We start from the raw sequence: 21601 nt of genomic DNA on the forward strand, positions 1-21601 counted from the left end.
ATGAAAAAACTATTAGTTCTCCTTTATATAGCCCTCATCTTTTCTTGTGAAAATGAAAAAATAGAGGTCGATTCTATCGTTATAAATGGCAATATTTATACTGTAAATGATGATTTTGACAATGCCGAAGCTTTCGTCATTAAAGATGGTAAATTTCTGGAAATAGGAAGTTCACAAGCTATTCAGGATAAATATGCTTCTAGCACTATTATTGATGCCAACGGCAAAACCATCGTTCCCGGCTTTATTGATGCCCATTGTCACTTTTTGGGCCTGGGATTAAACCAACAATCTGTGGATTTGGTAGGCACCAAAAGTTTTGAAGAAATCATTCAACGCATCAGCGACTTTCAAAACGAGAAAAATTTAGATTTTATAACCGGTCGCGGTTGGGATCAAAATAGCTGGGAGGTCAGGGAATTTCCTAATAAAGCTTTGTTGGATGCCTTATATCCTGATACGCCGATCGTGTTAACACGTATTGACGGCCATGCCATTTTAGCCAATCAAGCGGCGTTAGATTTGGGAAAAGTGACCGTGGACAGTAACGTAAGCGGAGGTGAAGTGGTTATTGAAAACGGGCAGTTAACAGGTGTTTTAGTCGATAATGCTGAGAATTTAGTGATGGCACATTGGCCGAAATCTTCTAGACAAGAAACTATTAACGCACTTTTAGATGCTCAAAAAATATGTTTGGATTACGGGTTGACTACGGTTGATGACGCAGGTTTATCTCAGGAAGTGATTGAACTTATTGATAGCTTGCAACAATCCGGCGATTTGAAAATTCGAATTTATGCTATGATTTCGGGATCACAGGAAAATGTTGATCATTATCTTAAAAAAGGGGTTCGCAAAAATGATAAACTGAACGTGAGCAGTTTTAAGTTTTATGCTGATGGGGCTTTGGGCTCAAGGGGCGCCATGCTAAGAGCGCCATACAGTGATAAACCAAATCATTTTGGATTAATGGTTACGGATATGGAAACCTTTAATGCTGCTGCAGAACGTATTGCAAATTCTGAATTTCAGATGAATACGCATGCCATTGGCGATTCGGCAAACCATGCGGTATTACAGACCTATAATAAAGTACTCAAGGATAAAGACGGTAGACGCTGGCGTGTAGAGCATGCGCAAATTGTATCTCCAGAAGATTTCGAGCTCTATAAAAACGTGATGCCATCTGTTCAGCCTACCCACGCAACATCAGATATGTATTGGGCAGAAGAGCGTTTGGGTGCTGAACGTGTTAAAGGTGCCTATGCTTTTAAACAGTTATTGGAGGCCTACGGAAAAGTTGCTTTAGGGACAGATTTCCCGGTGGAGCAGGTAAGTCCATTTTTAACCTTTTATGCAGCAGTAGCACGTCAGGATTTGGAGTCGTTCCCAAGAGGTGGCTATCAAATGGAAAATGCATTGACCCGTGAAGAAACTTTAAAAGGAATGACCATTTGGGCGGCCTATTCCAATTTTGAAGAAAATGAAAAGGGGAGTATTGAAAAAGGGAAATTTGCTGATTTTATTATTCTGGATAAAGATATTATGACTGCTGAGATCCACGACATCCCGAATATCAAGGTGGAGCAGACTTTTGTGGGTGGGGAGAAACAATAAGATCTTGAGTTAAAGCTATATCGCGGAGATGCACAGAGGCTCTCAGAGAAGCACAGCGCTAAACAGGTGTGCACTCAGAATTTCTAATTTTAATAATATTCTCCGCGACACTCAGTGATTTCTCCGTGAATCTCTGTGTCACAACTCCTAAAATATACGCGCCAAATAATCATAATGCTCACCCTCCATCACCAATTCACAATTTAGACCTACTGACTTGCAAGCCGTCAATAAGGTATTGAAATCCAGATAGAGCCATGTGGTAAGTGGTGCTTCTTCTCCTTTGTAGCTCAAAAGATAATCTAGTTCTCCATAGTAATTGGCATGCATATCCTGCCAATATCCGCCATCATCGTCCTCATACATATATTTGATATCTGTAGAATCTATCAAAATTTGGCCATCTGGATTTAAAAGAGATTTCAAATGTTTTAAATAATGCGGCGTTTTTGAGAGTTCTTGAAAAATTCCGGTGCCATTCATCATTAACAAAATGGTATCAAAAGTTTCTGTTTCATCTAATATGGAAGTTAAACTGGCATTTTTAACACCTCGTTTTTGGGTCACTTCTACGGCACCTTCAGAAACATCGATTGCTTTAACATCTAAACCTTTATTTTGAAGATATAAACTATGACTTCCAGCGCCACAGCCTACATCAAGCACTTTTCCTTTTGCCAGATGCAATGCTTTTTGTTCTAATTTAGACATATCCTTATATTCTCGGAACAGGTAGGCGAGTGGTAATTCATCATCATCAGAAATATTTGTGGAGGTCACAATATTTACCGTAAAATCACCGCTGAAATAATCCAATAATGCTTTTCCAAAAATGTCTTTCATTGAAATATTTTTTTTCATTTCCGCTTAGACGGAAATCTTATGTTTTAAATGTATTATTTTTACACTATGCAAGACATTATTGATAATCTCCCAAAGCTCGCCAAAGATAAGCATAAGGAAAATAAAACCTTCTTTGCAAAGCTTAAAAAGAAGCCGCCTAAACAATTGGATTATATTATGCAGGAACTGCATGAGCAAGAATTTGAACGCACTGATTGCCTCAAATGTGCCAATTGCTGTAAAACGACGGGGCCTTTGTTTACCGATAAAGATGTGGAGCGGATTGCCAAGCATTTCAGATTAAAGCCATCACAGTTTATTGCGCACTATTTGAGAGTTGATGAAGATAATGATTATGTGTTACAAAGTGTGCCTTGCACGTTTTTAGGTGCTGATAATTATTGTTCCATTTATGAAGTTAGACCAAAGGCATGTAGAGAATTTCCACATACCGATAGAAAAAAATTTCAGCAAATTTCGAATCTTACAATGAACAATGTGGCCATTTGTCCTGCAGCCTTTAATATTGTAGAGGAAATGAAAAAACGAATAAAATTTTAAAGTGATTATGATGAAAAAGTTTCTGCTGTTTATAATGTTAGCCATAGCTACGTCCCAGTTATGTATGTCTCAAGAATGGTTGACATCATTGCGCGCTGCAAAGCGTGTTGCTTTGGTCCAGGATAAATTTCTCTTTGTGATGTGGGAAAATGCTGCTCTAATACCCTATCCGGTCATTATGAATGATGCCAATGGAAATGAAATCATTTTTGATAGTATGTTTGATAATCAGGAAATAGATAAAATCATTTGGGATTATTTTGTGCCTGTGAAGGTTAGTGAAGATCTTTACGCCGAGTTATATGATCAAATAAAGGATACTCGGAGTCAAAGTTATATCGCTCAATTTCAGGATGATAATATTAAAATAATGGATGCCAATTTCAATATTGTTAATATCTCATGGTCTCCAGAAGCATTTTTTAACTTATCGGAGTTCATTGGGGCCTACGCTTTAAATACGTCATTTTTAAAAGCTGAATTGCAGAATTATTCAGAGCAGAGGAATTTTGGTACGGCTTTCCGATTAGGATCTAAGTATATGAACTATGCAATCTTGGTGAATGATAAGGTCCGGGAAAATATGATAAAATTGGCTAACATATATTTGGACGAGGCTGACGGCTATTTAATGGAGGCAGATGCAGAGAATAGGACGAAATATAAAAATACAAGTAGCTTGTTCCGGCTGTCTCAATATCTCATCGAGGATAGACCGGGAAAAGTAATTCGCTCCTTAAAAAGGTTTGACACTACTGAAATTGATGACACCAATGAATCTCTCATTTCTTTTCTTTATTATACTGCTTATCAGCTGAGAAAGGATAAAAAAAATGCAGCGCTATGGAAAAATAAGGTTTCTTCAGTAAATTTGAAGAAAGCTGAATTAATTATTAATCTTCATCGTTGATATTTTGGAGCCAATCTTTAACTATTTCGAAACCATTTCCTCACTTCACAGAAGTATTATTCTTGTAGGAGGTATTACCTTGTTTTGGGTTTTGGAAGGGGTGCTGCCACTTTTCAAATTTACTTACATGAAATGGAGACACGCCTTACCCAATATATTTTTCACGCTAACTACAGTGGCGATTAATTTTGGCTTAGCCTTATTGTTGTTGCATACTGCCGATTGGGTAAAGGTTAACGAGTTTGGTATTATCAATTGGTTGCCAGAAATGCCCTTATGGTTATATGCCTTAATTGGGGTGATGTTACTTGATTTTGTTGGCGCTTATCTGCCGCATTTTGTAGAGCATAAAGTAAAACTTTTATGGATGGTTCATCTGGTTCATCACACAGATCATCATGTTGACACAACTACTGCAAACAGACATCATCCATTGGAAAGTGTTATCCGATTTGTTTTTACGCTTTTCGGAGTATTTATCATCGGTACACCCATAGCCTTAGTTTTTCTGTACCAATCCATATCACTAATTGCCACTCAATTTACACATGCCAATATTAAAATGCCTAAGAAATTAGATCGACTCATGAGCTATTTTATAGTATCACCAGACATGCACAAAGTTCATCATCATAATGTGTTGCCTTTTACAGATTCTAATTATGGCAATATATTTTCTATCTGGGATCGCTTGTTTGGGACTTTTATGGTTTTGGATAGAGAAAAAATCATTTATGGTGTGGATACTTTTCCAGATGAGGTTACGAATGGTAATATTAGTGAATTGTTGGTACAGCCATTTCATAAGTATAGAAAACCAACGACTGCTGAAACGGTAAAATAAGTCCAATCTTTTTATGATTAGAAAAAACTACAGCTATATTTTATGGACGCTCATGTTCTGTTTTTGGTTCCAAAATTTTCGAGCTCAAGAAAATTATGCTGTGCTGCGAAAAAATTTAAACATATCCGCCAAAGGGCTTTCTCACGAACTCTGCAAAACTAACGACACCTTAATTTTGCAAAGTAAAGATAGAATTGATTACGTGTATTCCATAAATAACGCACAAAAGAGAGAGTTTGATAGATACGTGTTTGAAAACCTTTTAAAGATCCCGCTCACTACATTTACTAAGGGAAGACATGTTTTTGTGGTGCGACAAGATCAAAAGCGTATTGTATTTGTCGTTCAGATACTTGATGAATTTAAAGAAGAAGCGTTACTGAAAATTGAAAAAGGAGTTCCTGCTAATAATTAGCCCATGGTCTATTGTTTCTCAAGTTTAAAATTTTTTTTAAAACATTTTTAGCAAACCTAAATGTACTTTAGATTATTAATGCTATATAACTCTTTTTCTGTGTTTTTTGAAAATAACATTCAATTGATTGCCAATAATTCCAACGCATTTGTTTTTCCGTAGATTTAATTGGTTTCACTTGCGATTGGCACCGAATTTAAAAATCTATAGAGGGAAGTCGTCAGTTGATAGTTCATTCGGGGTCCGAACGCTGTGCTCTGTCTTCCTCCTCTATGTTTTATACTTCGTAGAGCGTATTCTTGATTCCATTTCTACCAGAAATCAAAATAAAAACAATCGTCATTATTATCTGGAATGATGTATTTTTGAACAACTTTAAAGGCATCATAAAATTTTGAATTACGAGTTTTTTATAGCTAAACGCATTATAGGTAGTAAGGCTTATAAAAGTAGTGTGTCTGCACCTATCATAAAAATTGGTATTTCGGCCATTGCTATCGGTATGGTTGTGATGCTTATCGCAATTGCTACAGGAATCGGATTACAGCAAAAAATAAGAGATAAGGTTGTTGCGTTTAATGGTCATGTCGCTATTACAAATTATGACAGTAATGCTTCCGATGAATCTGAAATTCCTATCAGTAAAAACCAAGACTTTTATCCAGAGTTTAAGGATGTTAAAGGGATTGCGCACGTTCAGGCTACAGCTACCAAATTTGGAGTAATTCGTACAGAGACTGATTTTGAGGGTATTGTGCTCAAAGGAGTTGGCTCAGATTATAATTGGCATTATTTTGAAGAGTTCTTAATGGAGGGGAGATTGCCAAATTACTCAGGAGAGATGAGCAATGAAGTTGTGATATCTCAATATTTAGCGAGCCGATTGCAATTTAAGCTGGGCGATTCTTTCCAAACTGTATTTAAGAAAGAAAACATTGATCAGATGCCTTGGTTAAGAGCTTTTGAGATTGTGGGCATCTACAATTCTGGAATGAAGGAAATGGATGAGAAATTTGTTATGGGAGATATTCGTCAAGTGCAGCGCCTCAATAAATGGGACGAGGAGCAAGTGGGGAATTTTGAGGTGTTTCTTGATGACTTTAATCAAATGGAAACCAAAGGGATTGAAATTTATGACACTATTCCCTCAGATCTTGATGCAACCACCGTGCAGCAGAAATATATTTCTGTTTTTGAATGGATTGGTATCTTTGACAATAACACTTACGGTATTATTGGCATTATGATTCTTGTAGCGGGTATCAATATGATTACTGCTTTATTGGTTCTTATTTTGGAGCGAACCCAAATGATTGGCATCTTAAAGGCCTTGGGAAGCAACAATTGGAGTATTAGAAAAGTATTTTTATATAACGCTACCTATCTCATAGGATTGGGATTGTTATGGGGCAATTTAATTGGTTTGGGATTATTATTTGCACAGAAGTATTTTGGAATTGTAGCTTTGAATCCTAAAGAATATTACGTGTCTGAAGCTCCAGTCTACCTTAGTTTAGACTATATTTTAATGCTTAATTTAGGAACATTTATCGTTTGTTTATTAATGCTTATAATTCCTTCCATTATCATCACTAAGATTTCTCCGGTTAAGGCGATGCGCTTTGATTGATTTAATTGGAAGTCTTTCTTTTTCATAACACTTACCAATAAAAGCGTATTCGAGTGGTCCACGCCAAATGTTTTGGGGAAGGCTAAAAAATTAAAAAAGCCTAATAAATCTTTGATTTATTAAGCTTTTTCTGATAAGGATGGTCACGCTTTTAGACGTGACGACCTCTATTTTGTCGGGGTGGCAGGATTCGAACCTGCGACCTCCGCGTCCCAAACGCGGCGCGATAACCGGGCTACGCTACACCCCGAATTGGTTATCTTCAATCGATTTTATTTTTTAAAATCAAGGTGCAAATATATAGCTTTTCTTTGAATAGTAACAATTATTATTTATAAATTTAGAGATTAAAGACGAATTGTATGAAACTCCAGAATTTTATTATTTTACTATTTGCATTTGTTGGCGTAACTTCTTGTGCTCAGGATAAGAATCCGATCAATACTGAACATGGCCATGAGGTCGTAGTTCCAGAATTGAGCATCCCGTGGGGCTTTACATTTTTACCCGACGGATCAATGTTGATTAATGAGAAAGAGGGGAAAATGATTCATTTTAAGGACGGAAAAAAAATAGAAATTCATGGGCTGCCAGATATTTATAACAGAGGCCAAGGTGGATTAATGGATATCGTCCTGCATCCTAATTATGAGAAAAATGGTTGGATTTACTTTACTTACGCTTCTTCGGAGGGTGATGAAGAGGGTGGAAACACTGCATTGATGCGCGCTAAATTTGAAAACAATTCACTTATTGACAAGAAATTGCTTTACAAAGCCACTCCAAATACAACCAAAGGGCAGCATTTTGGCTCGCGTATTGTTTTTGATAACGATGGTTATCTTTATTTTACTATTGGAGAACGAGGCGAAAGAGACGTCAATCCGCAAGATATTACGAGAGATGGTGGCAAAGTCTATCGTCTTAATGACGATGGTTCTGTGCCCAATGACAATCCATTTGTAAATGATGCAAACGCTAAAAAAGCAATATACTCCTATGGACATCGTAATCCGCAAGGCATGGTAGTGCATCCTGAAACGGGAGAGGTTTGGACGCATGAACATGGACCAAAAGGGGGTGATGAGATTAATATCATTAAAAAGGGCGCCAACTATGGTTGGCCCGTTATTAGTTTTGGTGTCAATTATGTAGGAACAAGTTTTACTGATATAACTGAAAAAGAAGGAATGGAGCAACCGCTTCATTATTGGGACCCTTCAATAGCACCAAGTGGAATGGCGTTTATAACCAGTGAGGTTTATCCAGGTTGGAAAGGAGATTTAATGGTAGGGTCCTTAAAATTTAATTATATGGATAAAGTTGTTTTAAAAGACGGGAAAGTTGTGAAAGAAGAACGGTTTTTAGATGGATTGGGTCGTGTGAGAAGTATCAACCAGGGGCCTGATGGCTATATTTATGTAGGCATTGAAAATTTGGGAATCGTAAAATTGCTGCCAAATAAATAATTATGAAAACAAACATAGTTCTATTTTTTTTAACTCTAATATTTTCTTGTAGCTCAGCTCCAGCGCAAACGCCAGAAATGAAAGAGAGTATTGCAAAGGGAGCCGCGGTATATGAGGATTTTTGTATGAGCTGCCATATGCCAGATGGAAAAGGCGTGCCTGAAGCGTTTCCGCCTTTGGCCAACTCAGATTATTTATTGAAAAAACGTCAAGAAAGTATCAAGGCTGTTAAACATGGAATGTCAGGAGAAATTACGGTGAACGGTATTAAATATAACAGCGCGATGGCCGCATTAGGACTTTCCGATAATGAGGTTGCAGATGTCATGAACTATATTTTAAATTCTTGGGGAAATCAAGATGACAAAATGGTAACCGTTACTGAAGTTTCTAAAGTTGAGAGAGAGTAGTTCTTTATATTTGGTTAAATTTGCCCTGAAATTTAAACCATAGAGAATGCTTATTATAGGAATTGCTGGCGGTACAGGATGTGGAAAAACAACGGTCGTCAATCAAATTTTAAATGAATTGCCTGAGGGTGAAGTTGGGGTGATTTCTCAAGATTCCTATTATATGGATACCACCCATTTGAGTTTTCATGAACGGGAAAAAATTAATTTTGATCATCCACGTTCTATTGATTTTGAATTATTGGAAAGCCATTTGAGAGATTTACGCGAAGGAAAAGATGTCCATCAACCTGTATATTCGTTTCTAAAACACAACAGAACAGGAGATACCATCTTAACGCATCCACGAAAAGTAATGATTGTTGAGGGTATTTTAATTCTGACCAATCCGGAATTGCGCAAAATGTTCGATATCAAAATTTTTGTGCATGCAGATAGTGATGAACGTTTGATTAGGCGATTGAAACGTGATATCTCAGAGCGTGGTCGTGATTTGGATGAAGTGTTGGCCCGCTACAAAAACACTCTAAAACCCATGCACCAACAGTTTATCGAACCGATGAAAGAATATGCTGATATCATCATTCCAAACAATAAGTATAATACTGTGGCAGTTGATATTGTGAAATCTATTATTAACCAACGTTTAGTATAATTTGAAAATCAATCGCAAACATATAAAACGATTTAAAAATCTGTACGTCATCATTTTTGTGGGATTTGGGATATGGATGTTGTTTTTTGATGCCAATTCCTTTTTGATCCATCACGAATTGAATTCAGAAATGGACGATTTGGAGAATGAGCGGGATTTTTTCAAAAAAGAGATCCTAAAAGATAAAAAAGCCATAAAAGCCTTGAGCACTGAAGAAGGATTGGAACGATTGGCTCGGGAGAAATACTATATGAAAAGGGAGAATGAAGAAATATATATTATCGAATATGAGGATAGTATAAGTAACCAAAATGAAAATGACTAAAAAGCTATTTGATGATTTTGCTGAAGTGTCTTCCAAACAATGGAAACAACTCATTCAATATGATCTAAAAGGTGCCGATTATAATGAAACGCTTATCTGGAAAACCGATGAAGGCATTCATGTCAAACCTTTTTACCATGCGGATAACTTTGAGGCATCTCCGGATGTTTCTGATGCAAAAGCTACTGAATGGCAAATTTGCCAAACTATTTTCGTGGCGAATGTTGAAAAATCAAATTTTAAAGCGATCAATGCTCTTGAACGCGGGGCGGAAAGCATCAAGTTCGTTTTGCCTTCTGAAGATGTCAATATCAAAGACCTTTTGGTTAATATCAATTTGACTAAAACCATTATTTTTTTTGAGTGCCATTTCCTGTCAGCTAAATTTGCTGAACAACTTAACGTCATTCCTGCCAGGGAAAACATTCATCTTCAAACCGATATTATCGGTAATCTTGCAAAATCCGGAAATTGGTTTGAAAACCTAAAATCTGACCATTCAGAATTTGAAGCCATTGTTAGGCATACAAATTCATTTACAGTTAATGTTGGACTCTATCAAAATGCAGGTGCCAATATGGTGCAACAGTTGGCCTACGCTATGGCACAGGCTAATGAGTATTTGAACTTTTTTGATGCCCTGTTTTCTGATGCCGAAAAACGGGCTATAAAAGTCACCTTCAACGTTTCGGTAGGCACCAATTATTTCTTTGAGATCGCCAAACTTCGCACTTTAAGAAAATTATGGCAGACATTGTCAGAAGCTTTTGGTTATAATACGGACTGTTTTATTTTTGTTGACCCAACAAAACGCAATAAGACACTTTACGATTATAATACCAATATGCTGCGGACTACCACAGAATGTATGAGCGCCGTTCTTGGTGGTGCCAATAGTATCTGTAATTTGCCTTACGATGCCTTTTACCATAAGGACAACGAGTTTGGAGAACGCATTGCAAGAAATCAATTGTTGATCTTAAAACATGAAAGTTATTTTGACAAGGTGAATAACCCTGCAGATGGCGCTTATTATATAGAAAGTCTAACTGATCAATTAGCGGAAAAGGCTTTGGATCTGTTTAAGGATATAGAAGCCAATGGTGGTTTTTTATATCAGCTTAAGGAAGGTACCATTCAAAAGAAAATTAAGGAATGTGCCGACAAAGAACAGAGACAGTTTGATACCGGTAAATTGATATTGTTGGGTACCAATAAACACCCGAACGCTAGTGATACAATGAAGCATGAGTTGGAGTTATATCCTTTTGTTAAAAAGAATCCAGTAAAGACCTTGATCGAACCTATTATCGAAAAACGATTGGCGGAGACTGTTGAACAGAAACGATTGGAAGATGAATAGAAAGAATATACAACATATCACTTTGGAGAGAAGCCAAAAGGCAAAAGAAGGAAGTTCTTCTGAAGAACAGTACCAACCAAGCACTTTTCTAACTGCCGAAGATATCGAGATAAAAGCGACATACTCCAAAGCGGATTTGAATTCCATTGAACATCTCAATTTTATTGCCGGCGTTGCACCAAATCTTCGCGGGCCATACTCCACGATGTATGTGCGCAGACCTTGGACCGTCCGTCAATATGCCGGTTTTTCAACCGCTGAAGAAAGTAATGCCTTTTACAGACGGAACTTGGCCGCCGGACAAAAAGGTTTATCGGTAGCGTTTGATTTGGCCACCCACAGGGGTTATGATTCTGACCATGAACGCGTAGTAGGAGATGTCGGAAAGGCGGGTGTGGCCATTGATTCTGTAGAGGATATGAAAATTCTTTTTGATCAGATTCCTTTGGATAAAATGTCAGTTTCTATGACGATGAATGGTGCCGTACTGCCCATTCTAGCGTTTTATATCGTGGCGGCTGAGGAGCAAGGAGTGAAGCCTGAGTACTTGGAAGGCACTATCCAAAATGATATTTTAAAAGAATTTATGGTGCGGAATACTTATATTTATCCGCCTACACCGTCCATGAAGATCATTTCTGATATTTTTGAATATACCAGCAAAAACATGCCAAAATTCAACAGCATCAGTATTTCTGGCTATCATATGCAAGAAGCAGGAGCAACGTGTGATATTGAATTGGCATATACCCTTGCTGATGGATTGGAATATATCAAAAAAGGACTAGAGGCCGGAATGGATATAGATACCTTTGCGCCGCGATTATCCTTTTTTTGGGCCATCGGATTGAATCACTTTATGGAAGTCGCCAAGATGCGCGCAGCGCGGATGTTATGGGCGAAAATAGTCCAGCAGTTCAATCCTAAAAACGATAAATCGCTTTCATTGCGCACCCATAGCCAAACGTCTGGGTGGAGCTTAACTGAGCAAGATCCTTTTAATAACGTAGCGAGAACGACCATTGAAGCGGCGGCGGCGGCTTTTGGGGGAACTCAAAGCTTACATACCAATGCCTTAGATGAAGCAATTGCATTGCCTACTGATTTTTCAGCGCGAATTGCCAGAAATACACAGTTATTTTTACAAGAAGAGACTCACATAACAAAAACAGTCGATCCATGGGCTGGAAGTTATTATGTGGAAAAATTGACCCATGATATCGCTCAGAAAGCTTGGGAGTTGATAGTTGAAGTTGAAGATCTGGGCGGAATGACAAAAGCTATTGAAGCGGGTATTCCAAAATTGAGAATCGAGGAAGCTGCAGCACGTAAACAGGCGCGAATAGATTCCGGCCAGGATATTATTGTGGGTGTCAATAGATACAGGCTAGAAAAAGAAGACCCTATTTCAACTTTGGAAGTCGATAATCAAACGGTGAGACTTTCTCAAATAGAGCGCTTGAATAGAGTAAAGGCTGAGCGAAATTCTGATAACGTTGCAAAAGCACTGTCCAATTTAACTGCAGCGGCAAAAAACATTTCCAATTCTAGTATCAATTCCGAGCCTGATTCAACAGATTCCAACCTTGTTGGGAATGAGAATTTACTAGCCTTAGCAGTCGAAGCAGCTAGAGAACGCGCTACTTTAGGTGAAATTAGTGATGCATTAGAAGTGGCTTTCGGTCGATATAAAGCACAAATTAAATCATTTTCAGGGGTGTACAGTAAAGAAATTAAAGACGATAGCTCCTTCAAAAGAGCAAGAGAATTGGCTGATAAATTTGCCGAACAAGATGGTCGTCGTCCTAGAATCATGATTGCAAAAATGGGACAGGACGGGCACGATAGAGGCGCAAAAGTGGTCGCAACAGGATATGCTGATGTTGGGTTTGATGTCGATATTGGTCCGTTATTCCAAACACCAAAAGAAGCTGCAAAACAGGCGGTGGAAAATGATGTCCATATCCTTGGAGTTTCATCTTTGGCGGCAGGTCATAAAACCTTGGTGCCGCAGGTTATTGAAGAATTGAAAAATTACGGTCGTGAGGACATTATGGTTATTGTAGGTGGCGTTATTCCTAAACAGGATTATCAGTATTTATTTGATGCAGGCGCAATTGCAGTATTCGGTCCTGGAACGAGAATCAGTGAGGCTGCCATTCAAATTTTGGAGATTTTGCTAGATTGATACATTTTTTCAATTCGCTTTCACAATATTTTTATCGATACTCCTTTTATTTACATGTCATGTTTTATTCATTTTTTGAAAACCAATTCTAAATATTGTTTGACAGAACCTCTTTATTGAAACAAATAGATAATAACAAGGATTGGGATGTCATTGTTATTGGAGGTGGTGCTACAGGATTAGGAGTTGCTTTGGATAGCGCGACACGAGGTTACAGCACCTTGCTTTTGGAACAATCTGACTTTGCCAAAGGAACCTCTAGCAGAAGCACGAAGCTCATTCATGGCGGTGTGCGCTATTTGGCCCAAGGCAATATTGATCTGGTCAAGGAAGGCTTATACGAAAGAGGTTTGCTGCTAAAGAATGCCTCCCACTTGGTCAATAACCAATCATTTATTCTACCCACCTATAATTGGTGGGATACATTTGTTTATACGATTAGCCTAAAAACATACGACTTCTTATCCGGAAAATTGAGCTTCGGAAAATCCGTTAGAATATCTAAAAAGGATGCTGCTTTTCGACTTTCGACACTTAAAAAAGAACATCTGAAAGGTGGAATTGTCTATCATGATGGCCAATTTGATGATGCACGTCTGGCAATTAATATGGCGCAAACGGCTATCGAGCATGGCGCAGCAGTGTTAAATTACTTTGGTGTAACCCAATTGCAAAATGATGTCAAAGGAAAAGTTTATGGCGTTAACGCTGTAGATAACGAATCTCATAAAGCATATGCGTTTAAGGCTAAAGTGGTCATTAATGCTACAGGCGTATTTGCTGATAACATCCAGCAAATGGATAATAAGGATGCCAAAAATACAGTACGGCCAAGTCAGGGGATTCACTTGGTTTTGGACCGTTCTTTCTTGCCTGGTAAAGATGCCATTATGATTCCAAAAACGGCAGATGGGAGAGTGCTCTTTTTAGTGCCTTGGCATAATCGGGTAGTGGTTGGCACAACAGATACGTTGTTGAATAGCCATAGTTTGGAACCAAAACCTTTGGAGACTGAAATTGATTTTGTTTTGGAAACTGCAAATGCATATTTAAATAAAAAACTTGCGAGATCAAACGTTTTAAGTGTCTTTGCAGGACTAAGGCCTCTGGCTGCTCCTAAAGATGCTTCAGAAAAAACTAAGGAAATTTCAAGGAGCCACAAAGTTATAGTTTCTGAATCTGGTTTAATAACCATAACTGGAGGTAAGTGGACCACTTATAGAAAGATGGCCCAAGATACCATTAACAAGGGTATTTCATTAGGAAAATTACCAAATAGGAAGTGTCAAACCAAGCATATTAGTATTCACGGTGCAGGTGGTTCAGCCGATGATACGGATCATCTTTATGTTTATGGTACCGATCAAAAACATATTAAACGATTGATAGAAAGGTCTTCAAATTTGGGAGAAAAATTGCACGGACGATTGGAGTTCCTTAAGGCTGAAGTGGTTTGGGCAGTTCAGAATGAAATGGCAAGAACTGTTGAGGATGTCTTGGCACGACGGGTGCGTATTTTGTTTTTGGATGCCAAAGCTGCACGAGCCGTGGCACCTGTAGTAGCGGAGATCTTAGCAAGTCATTTAGCAAAAGATGATGCTTGGAAGCAATCGCAAATTGATGAATTCATTAAATTGACGGCGCAGTATATATTATAATTTGCGCCTGTCTATTTTTAAAATCACATTTCACTATTTCTTTACAATACTGGACTGGTCTTTAGAACAGTCACCTATAAAAAATGCCGGTTCATACGTCATTTTGGAAAGTGTTCAGCCTTTATCAACATACGCTTTCATAACGAAAATATAATGCTGACGTTGCCAATTGTTCTTGGAATTTTCATATTTTTAGAAGCCATAACGTTTTCATCATGCGCTTCATATTCATTGTTTTGTCTTTTATAAGCTTTAATTCCTGTAAATCGACTAAGGTAGATACTATTGCATTTGCCAAAAACCCCGTCATTGCACACAGAGGCGCCTTTAAGGCTCACAATTTTCCTGAAAATTCTATTGCAGCCTTAAAATATGCTATTGAATTAGGTTGTGCTGGTTCAGAATTTGACGTTCGTATGACTTCGGATACTGTGTTGGTCGTAACCCACGATCCGCATTTTAAGGGTTTGATTATTGAAGATACACCCTATTCGCAATTGTCCAAACATAAATTGTCCAATGACGAGCCTCTTCCAACTCTGAGAGATTTTCTGATTGCGGGTATGGATAACAATAGAAGCACCGGATTAGTTTGCGAAATCAAACCGTCAAAAATGGAAGGTCGGAATGCCATAATGGCGAAAAAAGTTCTAGACCTCGTGAGCGAGCTCAAAGCAGAAAGTTATATGTCATATTATATTAGTTTTAGTGATGAATTATTAAAGAGAATTATAGAAATAAATCCTAAGGCAAAAACCCAGCTTTTAGATGGCTCGATGTCTCCTGTTGCCTTAAATGACGTAGGTATTTCTGGTTTGGATTATGCTGCGAATATATATAAAAAGAATCCGGAATGGATTAAGAATACCAAAAGCCTTAATTTAAAATTGAACGTTTGGACTATTAATAAATCGGATGATATGGATTGGTATTTAAATGAGGGATTCGATTATATTACCACAAATGAACCAGAATTATTATTTGAACGCGTCAAAATAAAATTAGCAAAATAGTAGAAAGGATGAATTTTTTGTTTTGGAGACAAATGATTCTTCATTAAAAATAATTGAATTATGAAACGAGCTATAGTTCTGTTTTTTGTGTTTTTGATGGGATACAATGATGTTAAAAGTCAAGAAGTCAGAGTTATGACTTATAATTTACGTCTGGATATTGCTTCTGACAATGAAAATGCTTGGCCCCATAGAAAGAGATTTTTAAGTTCCCAAATTTTATTTTTAGAACCTGACATTTTAGGAGTTCAAGAAGCAAGACCAAATCAGGTTGCAGATTTAAAAGAAGCCTTACCCTATTATAAGTTTATAGGGAAAGGACGTGATGGCGAGCAAAAAGGAGAACATTCAGGCATTTATTACAACAGCAAGAAAGTAAGTGTTGCACAAGAACACACCTTCTGGCTTTCAACAACTCCAGACCAGGTATCCACAGATTGGGACGCTGCTTATCCAAGAGTTTGCACATTTGGTTTGTTTACATTAAAAGAGAATAACAAGAAAATCTGGGTTTTCAATACCCATCTTGATCATATTGGGGAAGTGGCCAGAAAGGAAGGAATGAAGCTTATCTTAGCGAAAATTAAAGCGGTGAACACAAAGAATTATCCTGTGCTGATTATGGGAGATTTTAATGTAGAACCAGACTCTGAACTGGTAACTAGTTTAAAGCTGCAGTTTTTGGATTCTAGAAATCAGGCGAAGTATGTCTTTGGACCAGAAGGTACGTTTAATGGTTTTAAATATAATGAACCTGTAACTCAAAGAATAGATTACATCATGGTTTCAAATCAAATTGAGGTCGAAAAATATGCCGTTCTTTCAAGCGCCATCAATTTGAAATTTCCTTCAGACCATTTTCCTGTTTTTGTTCAATTTAACTTGAAATAAGATTAACTCGATTTATTCAATGCGTTTATAATTCTCAGAATAAAGTCGATTGCCATCGTCGTCAATTTCAATTTGGCTGAATTTATCTTTTTCTAATACAAGTTCATAATTGAATTCTTTTTTCTCTTCAATTATTCTGCGCATCATTTCTGATCCGTATTCCAAGGTTTCATTAAGTTCATTTTCGTGAACGTTATAATTCCCATATCCAAACCATTCACTAGAATCGGACGGTACATTTTTGCTCCACATGACTTTTTTGTCTGTATACATTTTAACTTGCCTAAAACCGTCGTTGGTTCGAAAAGAATCAGTGACTTTATTATCCACATAATTATAATAACCGATCATTTCCCAAGTGCCATTAAGTTTTAGAGTATGATCTTCTGTCTCCGTTTTGGTCGTTATTTCCGGGTTTTTCTGATTGTTACAAGCGCTGAATGCTATAATCACTATAAATAGAAATGAGAGTTTCATAAGGTTAAGTTTTTGATTATTATATAATTGTCTTTCTAATTTACAAAAAATAGAGGACTTATCTCATTTAATAATCAATTAACTCGCACATCTAAAGTGCATTATGATCTCAAACACAGTTTTCATTACCGATTTTAAAGTATGGACGCACCATATTCATTAATTTTAGTTAGCCTGGGACGTCTAGATCCCAAATTAAAACCATTCAAAGTAAAAGCCCGATATAATGACTCCAATGATTAAAACAACCAAGACAATGGCCACAAACATGGTGGTAGACTTTGTGGTGGCATCCTTTTGAAAAATATAATCGTTTGTTTTTTCCTCTTCCTCTTTAATAAAACTCATAAGTTTTTTGTTTAGTGGTTAATAAATACTGTTTTCTTGTTTACAAATTCGTGAATCCCTTCTTTAGAGAGTTCCCGACCATAGCCTGATGATTTTGTACCACCAAACGGAAGTCGAGCATCAGATTTTACTAATTCGTTCACGAAATAGGCCCCATCTTCAATGGTGTCAATATAGTTTTGGGCTGTTTCAATAGATTGGGTGAATACCATCGTTCCTAAGCCGTAATTTGTATCGGAGGCCATTCTAAAGGCTTCTTCAGAAGTTTTCACCTTCATAATTGGAGCCACTGGCCCGAAGGTTTCTTCTTTAAAAACGGGCATGTCTTTAGTAATGTTTATTAATATTGTGGGCTCAAAATAGGCTTTATTTAGTTTGTTGCCAGTAACAACTGTTGCTCCCAACTGGATGGAATCCTCAATCTGCTTTTTCAAAGTTTCTCCTAGATCAGCTCTCGCCAAAGTGCCTATGGTGGTGTGTTTATCCATCGGGTCTCCAGATTTTAGTGCAGCTACTTTTTCTTTAAACCGTTTTAAAAAATCATCGTAAATGTTTTCAGTAACGATAAATCGTTTTGCCGCAATGCAGCTTTGTCCTGCGTTTTGCATTCTGGCATGAACAATGACGTCCATGTATTTGTCTAAGTCCGCATCATCTAAAACAATACAGGCATTATTTCCACCCAATTCCAAAACCGTTTTCTTGAGGTGCTTTCCAGCGATGGCGGCAATGGATTGACCAGCCTTCTCACTACCTGTTAATGTGACGGCCTTAATCCTATCATTCGCTATAAGATTTTCCACGGCATCATGGCTGGCGAGGATGGTTGTAAAACAGCCTTTAAGGAAGCCTGCTTTTTCAAAAAGTTTTTCTATGGCCATGGCGCAACCCGAAACGTTGGCAGCGTGTTTTAAAATAGCCGTATTTCCTGCGGTTAAGGTTGGGATTGCAAATCGCATGACTTGCCAAAAGGGATAGTTCCATGGCATAATGGCCAAAATTGTGCCCAGCGGATCGTAACTGATAAAACTCTCCGAGGCATCAGTCTCGATGAGTTCATCAGCTAGAAAATCATCGGCGTTGGTGGCGTAAAAATCACATAAGGTCATGCATTTTTCAATTTCAGCAATGCTTTCTAAATAGGGCTTGCCCATTTCTTGGGTTATCAGTTTGGCCAAATCCCGTTTATCGTCCTCTAGAATTTGAGCCAGATTCATTAGGAGTCTACAACGCTCCTTAATGGATGTTTGTCGCCAGTTGTAAAAGGTGGTATTTGAACACTCCAGGATATCAGACAACTGTTGAGCTGTATGCAGTTTATATTCTTTAATATCTTGATTGTTGAACGGATTGATAGTTTTAATGGATTTTTTCATAATTAATTACTTTTAATGTTAAATTCGTTATAAATGGCTTTAACATTTAGGATTTCAAGCTTACATTTGTTATAATGTGAATGAGTTCTTATCGAAAATATAAGAAATATTTTGAGAGCGCAAGTGTTATCGTGTAATAGTCAAAAATTTAATGTTTTGAGACAACCCTTGTTTGTTTTCTACTATAGTTTTGTTAAGACTCAAAAAATTAATATTAACAATTTAAAATACAACGAATATTATGGGAAATAATAGCAGTAACACACTTATTGGCATTTTAGCTGGTACAGCAATTGGCGCAACGTTAGGAATCTTATTTGCACCAGATAAAGGTGTGCATACAAGACAACGAATTTCAGATGAAGCTTTAGCGGCAAAGGATAGATTTGCTGAAGGAGCCATGGCTGCAAGAGATACTATTTCTGATAAGGCATCTCATTTAGCAGATAGAGCATCTCATTTAAGAGATAGTTTTGTAGACTCTGTGCAAGCAAAGAAAATGACATTAGATGAAAAAGTAGAATATATTGTATCTGATGCAAGTCATAAAACTGAAGATGTAATTACTACATTGGAAAATAAATTGGCTACTTTGAAAGAAAAAAACAAGAAACTACAAAAATCATAATTTTAAAATATGAACATTTTTGAATCTATAAATAATACCTCCAATAAAGCATCAGATATTGGTGAAAGATATATTGATAAATCTTACGAATATTTCAAATTAAAAGTCTTTCAGCAATTGTCCTACACCATTAGTATGGCAGGCAAAGCGCTTATAATTGGTGCTGTATTATTTATAGGTTTAATTTTATTGGCTATAGCTGGTGCTATTGCCATTGGTGAACTTCTACAAAGCTATGCTTTAGGTTATCTTATAGTGGGAGCACTATTTTTAATCATCGCTTTCATTATCTACAAGGTAAGATATCTAGTTGATGCCAGAATAATTAGTAAGTTACAATCCAAATTCTTTAAATCATAACTCATGAAAACCTATAAATCGTTTGACGAAATCGACTATGATTTAAATCGGCTGAGCCTTGAAAAACAAATTGCTTGGGAAGAGATTAAAGGTCTAAAGAATGATTTTCAGGAAGATATGAAACCTCTTAACTGGGTGAACACTGGATTGAAGTTTGCTGGAAAATATGGTGTTCTTGTACTGCTTAAAAAGTTGATTAGAAGATAATTTTATTATCTTTTTTATTCAGTCTCTTCCACATTCACCATCACAACCTGCTTTCTAAATTCGTGAGGAGTCATTTCATACTTCTCCTTGAATATTTTCGAAAAATAACTTCTACTTGTAAATCCTATGGTATATACAATTTGAGAAATGTTCAGATCGGTGGTGTTCATTAAATCTCGCGCAGCTTCTAAGCGCACGTGCCTTATATATTCGGTGACTGTTCTTGCGTATAGAAACTTGAATCCCTCCTGTAATTTAGCTTGAGAAAGACCAGAATCTTTAGATATTTGATCTAAATTATAATTTAATGAGGGATCATCCAATATTTTCTTTGCATGACGCCTAATAATCTTTAGCTCATCTTTTAAGAGAGTGCTTGGGATGACATCGTTATTTTGGTATTTATCATGTCGAGCAATGTGCATGGAGAGTAAATGATATACTTCCCCTTCAATATGCAGAACACGTGTCATTCCTTCCGTTTTTAAATCGCGTAAAGTTTTTACGTAGTCCTCCATTTTTAAATGAATAGGACCATAATAGGCAAATTCCTTTTCATCTTTATCATCTACAAAAACCCGATAAAGATTTTCATTAAGTTCAGAAAGTTGGTTATTACGTTTTTTAAGAAACTCCTTCCGGACAATTCGAATGTTGTTGAGAATGATATGAATGTCCTTGGGTAAAAACGAGTAGAGTTTTAAGCCTGTTTTGGAAACGATGATGGACGAATGAAATTGTTCAACGGTTTGAAACTGCGTTTCATTCTCGAATCTGGTTCTGTAGCACCCTTGAGAACAATACGTAAAATGTATGGGATTAGAGCTTCCGTTATCGCTAACGAACAAAACGTCTTCAAAAAAAATAGCATCAATCTCGAGCAAGCTTACTCCCCAATCAAATGAAATACATCTCACACACCCTTTCGCGGTATCATTATCAAACGCTAAGGTGTATTCACCCCAACGTTCAGAAATCTCACCCCCAAAATAACTTTGCATTTGTTTAACTGCACCTTCGGTGGTCTCTGCACTTAGAATTACATTTATCATAACTTCTCAAAAATTAATAAAAGGTTGGTTCTTTAAATTTTAAAAATTTAGACAGGTAAAATGAAATGGGGTCAGGTACTTATTGTTAAACAAATATAAATAATGTTTAATCAAGTTCTACATCTGATCAATGTTCTTCACAAATTTATACTATTTCTGTCGTGTCAAAAGGTAAAATTGAATACAGTCAAACTTTTTTGGGATTAAGTACGTTCGCGAATTCATATCTCATTAATTTTGAAATATACAAAGAGTTTCATACTCTTTACACTGGTTGGTTAGTTAGGAAGGACGACCTCAGCAACACTTCAAAAATGCTGAGGTTTTCTTTTGTTTTAAATTTAAGTTTTCTTGACCGTTT

At 37.0% G+C, this 21601-nt stretch carries 23 protein-coding genes and 1 tRNA gene; 18 read left to right on the forward strand and 6 right to left on the reverse strand.

All coding sequences use genetic code 11. From position 1 onward, the window contains the following. Entirely contained in the window at positions 1-1617 is a 1617-nt protein-coding gene (locus tag G525_RS0101745) for an amidohydrolase (RefSeq protein WP_027124610.1), read from the forward strand. A gap of 147 nt (positions 1618-1764) precedes the next feature. Here G525_RS0101745 and G525_RS0101750 read toward each other — a convergent pair whose 3' ends face one another. After that, positions 1765-2460 (reverse strand): class I SAM-dependent methyltransferase, encoded by a 696-nt coding sequence (locus G525_RS0101750; RefSeq protein ID WP_027124611.1) that lies wholly within the window; start codon positions 2458-2460, stop codon positions 1765-1767. Positions 2461-2526: 66 nt separating this feature from the next. Here G525_RS0101750 and G525_RS0101755 point away from each other — a divergent pair, with 66 nt between their 5' ends. The 5 genes from G525_RS0101755 to G525_RS0101780 all read left to right on the forward strand — a co-directional run bounded on the left by G525_RS0101755 (position 2527) and on the right by G525_RS0101780 (position 6820). After that, on the forward strand, positions 2527-3021 hold the full coding sequence (locus tag G525_RS0101755; protein WP_027124612.1) for a YkgJ family cysteine cluster protein: 495 nt from the start codon (positions 2527-2529) through the stop codon (positions 3019-3021). Between the two features lie 7 nt (positions 3022-3028). Continuing rightward, a complete protein-coding gene (locus tag G525_RS0101760; RefSeq protein WP_157491853.1) occupies positions 3029-3931 on the forward strand; it encodes a hypothetical protein in 903 nt (300 codons plus the stop codon). 4 nt (positions 3932-3935) lie between these two features. Beyond that, positions 3936-4775, forward strand: coding sequence for a sterol desaturase family protein (locus G525_RS0101765; protein ID WP_027124614.1), 840 nt, complete (start codon positions 3936-3938; stop codon positions 4773-4775). A 13-nt stretch (positions 4776-4788) separates the two neighbouring features. Then, entirely contained in the window at positions 4789-5190 is a 402-nt protein-coding gene (locus G525_RS0101770; protein ID WP_157491854.1) for a hypothetical protein, read from the forward strand. A 394-nt stretch (positions 5191-5584) separates the two neighbouring features. After that, entirely contained in the window at positions 5585-6820 is a 1236-nt protein-coding gene (locus tag G525_RS0101780; RefSeq protein ID WP_027124616.1) for an ABC transporter permease, read from the forward strand. Between the two features lie 175 nt (positions 6821-6995). On the opposite strand, the gene G525_RS0101785 is transcribed toward G525_RS0101780, so the two are convergent. After that, positions 6996-7070, reverse strand: a tRNA-Pro gene (locus G525_RS0101785). A gap of 112 nt (positions 7071-7182) precedes the next feature. Between G525_RS0101785 and G525_RS0101790 the strand changes: the two genes are divergently transcribed. From G525_RS0101790 to G525_RS0101830, 9 genes are all read left to right on the forward strand, one after another. Further along, positions 7183-8289 carry a PQQ-dependent sugar dehydrogenase gene (locus tag G525_RS0101790; protein WP_027124617.1) on the forward strand — a complete coding sequence of 369 codons (1107 nt, stop codon included), beginning with the start codon at positions 7183-7185 and terminating at the stop codon, positions 8287-8289. A 2-nt stretch (positions 8290-8291) separates the two neighbouring features. Beyond that, on the forward strand, positions 8292-8699 hold the full coding sequence (locus G525_RS0101795; protein WP_027124618.1) for a c-type cytochrome: 408 nt from the start codon (positions 8292-8294) through the stop codon (positions 8697-8699). A gap of 46 nt (positions 8700-8745) precedes the next feature. After that, positions 8746-9354: a uridine kinase gene (gene udk, locus G525_RS0101800; protein ID WP_027124619.1), complete on the forward strand. Its 609-nt coding sequence runs from the start codon at positions 8746-8748 to the stop codon at positions 9352-9354. A 1-nt stretch (position 9355) separates the two neighbouring features. Beyond that, positions 9356-9679 (forward strand): FtsB family cell division protein, encoded by a 324-nt coding sequence (locus G525_RS0101805; protein WP_027124620.1) that lies wholly within the window; start codon positions 9356-9358, stop codon positions 9677-9679. Next, complete coding sequence (locus G525_RS0101810; RefSeq protein WP_027124621.1) at positions 9672-11042, forward strand: methylmalonyl-CoA mutase subunit beta; 1371 nt, start codon at positions 9672-9674, stop codon at positions 11040-11042. The genes G525_RS0101805 and G525_RS0101810 overlap by 8 nt, the downstream gene beginning before the upstream one ends. Beyond that, positions 11035-13230: a methylmalonyl-CoA mutase gene (scpA, locus tag G525_RS0101815; RefSeq protein WP_027124622.1), complete on the forward strand. Its 2196-nt coding sequence runs from the start codon at positions 11035-11037 to the stop codon at positions 13228-13230. The genes G525_RS0101810 and scpA overlap by 8 nt, the downstream gene beginning before the upstream one ends. Before the next feature lie 116 nt (positions 13231-13346). Then, entirely contained in the window at positions 13347-14888 is a 1542-nt protein-coding gene (locus tag G525_RS0101820) for a glycerol-3-phosphate dehydrogenase/oxidase (RefSeq protein WP_245577710.1), read from the forward strand. A 215-nt stretch (positions 14889-15103) separates the two neighbouring features. Then, positions 15104-15901 (forward strand): glycerophosphodiester phosphodiesterase family protein, encoded by a 798-nt coding sequence (locus G525_RS0101825; RefSeq protein ID WP_035478756.1) that lies wholly within the window; start codon positions 15104-15106, stop codon positions 15899-15901. 60 nt (positions 15902-15961) lie between these two features. Then, entirely contained in the window at positions 15962-16792 is an 831-nt protein-coding gene (locus tag G525_RS0101830; RefSeq protein ID WP_027124625.1) for an endonuclease/exonuclease/phosphatase family protein, read from the forward strand. Between the two features lie 12 nt (positions 16793-16804). On the opposite strand, the gene G525_RS0101835 is transcribed toward G525_RS0101830, so the two are convergent. From G525_RS0101835 to G525_RS0101845, 3 genes are all read right to left on the reverse strand, one after another. Continuing rightward, positions 16805-17269, reverse strand: coding sequence for a hypothetical protein (locus tag G525_RS0101835; RefSeq protein ID WP_027124626.1), 465 nt, complete (start codon positions 17267-17269; stop codon positions 16805-16807). 195 nt (positions 17270-17464) lie between these two features. Then, complete coding sequence (locus tag G525_RS22355; RefSeq protein WP_169514418.1) at positions 17465-17617, reverse strand: hypothetical protein; 153 nt, start codon at positions 17615-17617, stop codon at positions 17465-17467. 11 nt (positions 17618-17628) lie between these two features. Next, on the reverse strand, positions 17629-18993 hold the full coding sequence (locus G525_RS0101845; RefSeq protein WP_027124627.1) for an NAD-dependent succinate-semialdehyde dehydrogenase: 1365 nt from the start codon (positions 18991-18993) through the stop codon (positions 17629-17631). A gap of 241 nt (positions 18994-19234) precedes the next feature. Here G525_RS0101845 and G525_RS0101850 point away from each other — a divergent pair, with 241 nt between their 5' ends. The 3 genes from G525_RS0101850 to G525_RS0101860 are packed head-to-tail and all read left to right on the forward strand — an operon-like array spanning position 19235 to position 20188. Further along, the gene (locus G525_RS0101850; RefSeq protein ID WP_027124628.1) at positions 19235-19621 is read left to right on the forward strand and encodes a YtxH domain-containing protein; all 387 of its coding nucleotides are present in this window, start codon (positions 19235-19237) and stop codon (positions 19619-19621) included. A gap of 9 nt (positions 19622-19630) precedes the next feature. Further along, entirely contained in the window at positions 19631-19981 is a 351-nt protein-coding gene (locus G525_RS0101855) for a phage holin family protein (protein WP_027124629.1), read from the forward strand. 3 nt (positions 19982-19984) lie between these two features. Further along, a complete protein-coding gene (locus G525_RS0101860; protein ID WP_027124630.1) occupies positions 19985-20188 on the forward strand; it encodes a hypothetical protein in 204 nt (67 codons plus the stop codon). A 14-nt stretch (positions 20189-20202) separates the two neighbouring features. On the opposite strand, the gene G525_RS0101865 is transcribed toward G525_RS0101860, so the two are convergent. Continuing rightward, the gene (locus G525_RS0101865) at positions 20203-21240 is read right to left on the reverse strand and encodes a helix-turn-helix transcriptional regulator (RefSeq protein ID WP_027124631.1); all 1038 of its coding nucleotides are present in this window, start codon (positions 21238-21240) and stop codon (positions 20203-20205) included. Between the last annotated feature and the right edge of the window lie 361 nt (positions 21241-21601).

It is taken from the genome of Gelidibacter mesophilus DSM 14095 (assembly GCF_000423005.1).
In the GTDB taxonomy this organism is placed as follows: Bacteria; Bacteroidota; Bacteroidia; order Flavobacteriales; family Flavobacteriaceae; genus Gelidibacter; species Gelidibacter mesophilus.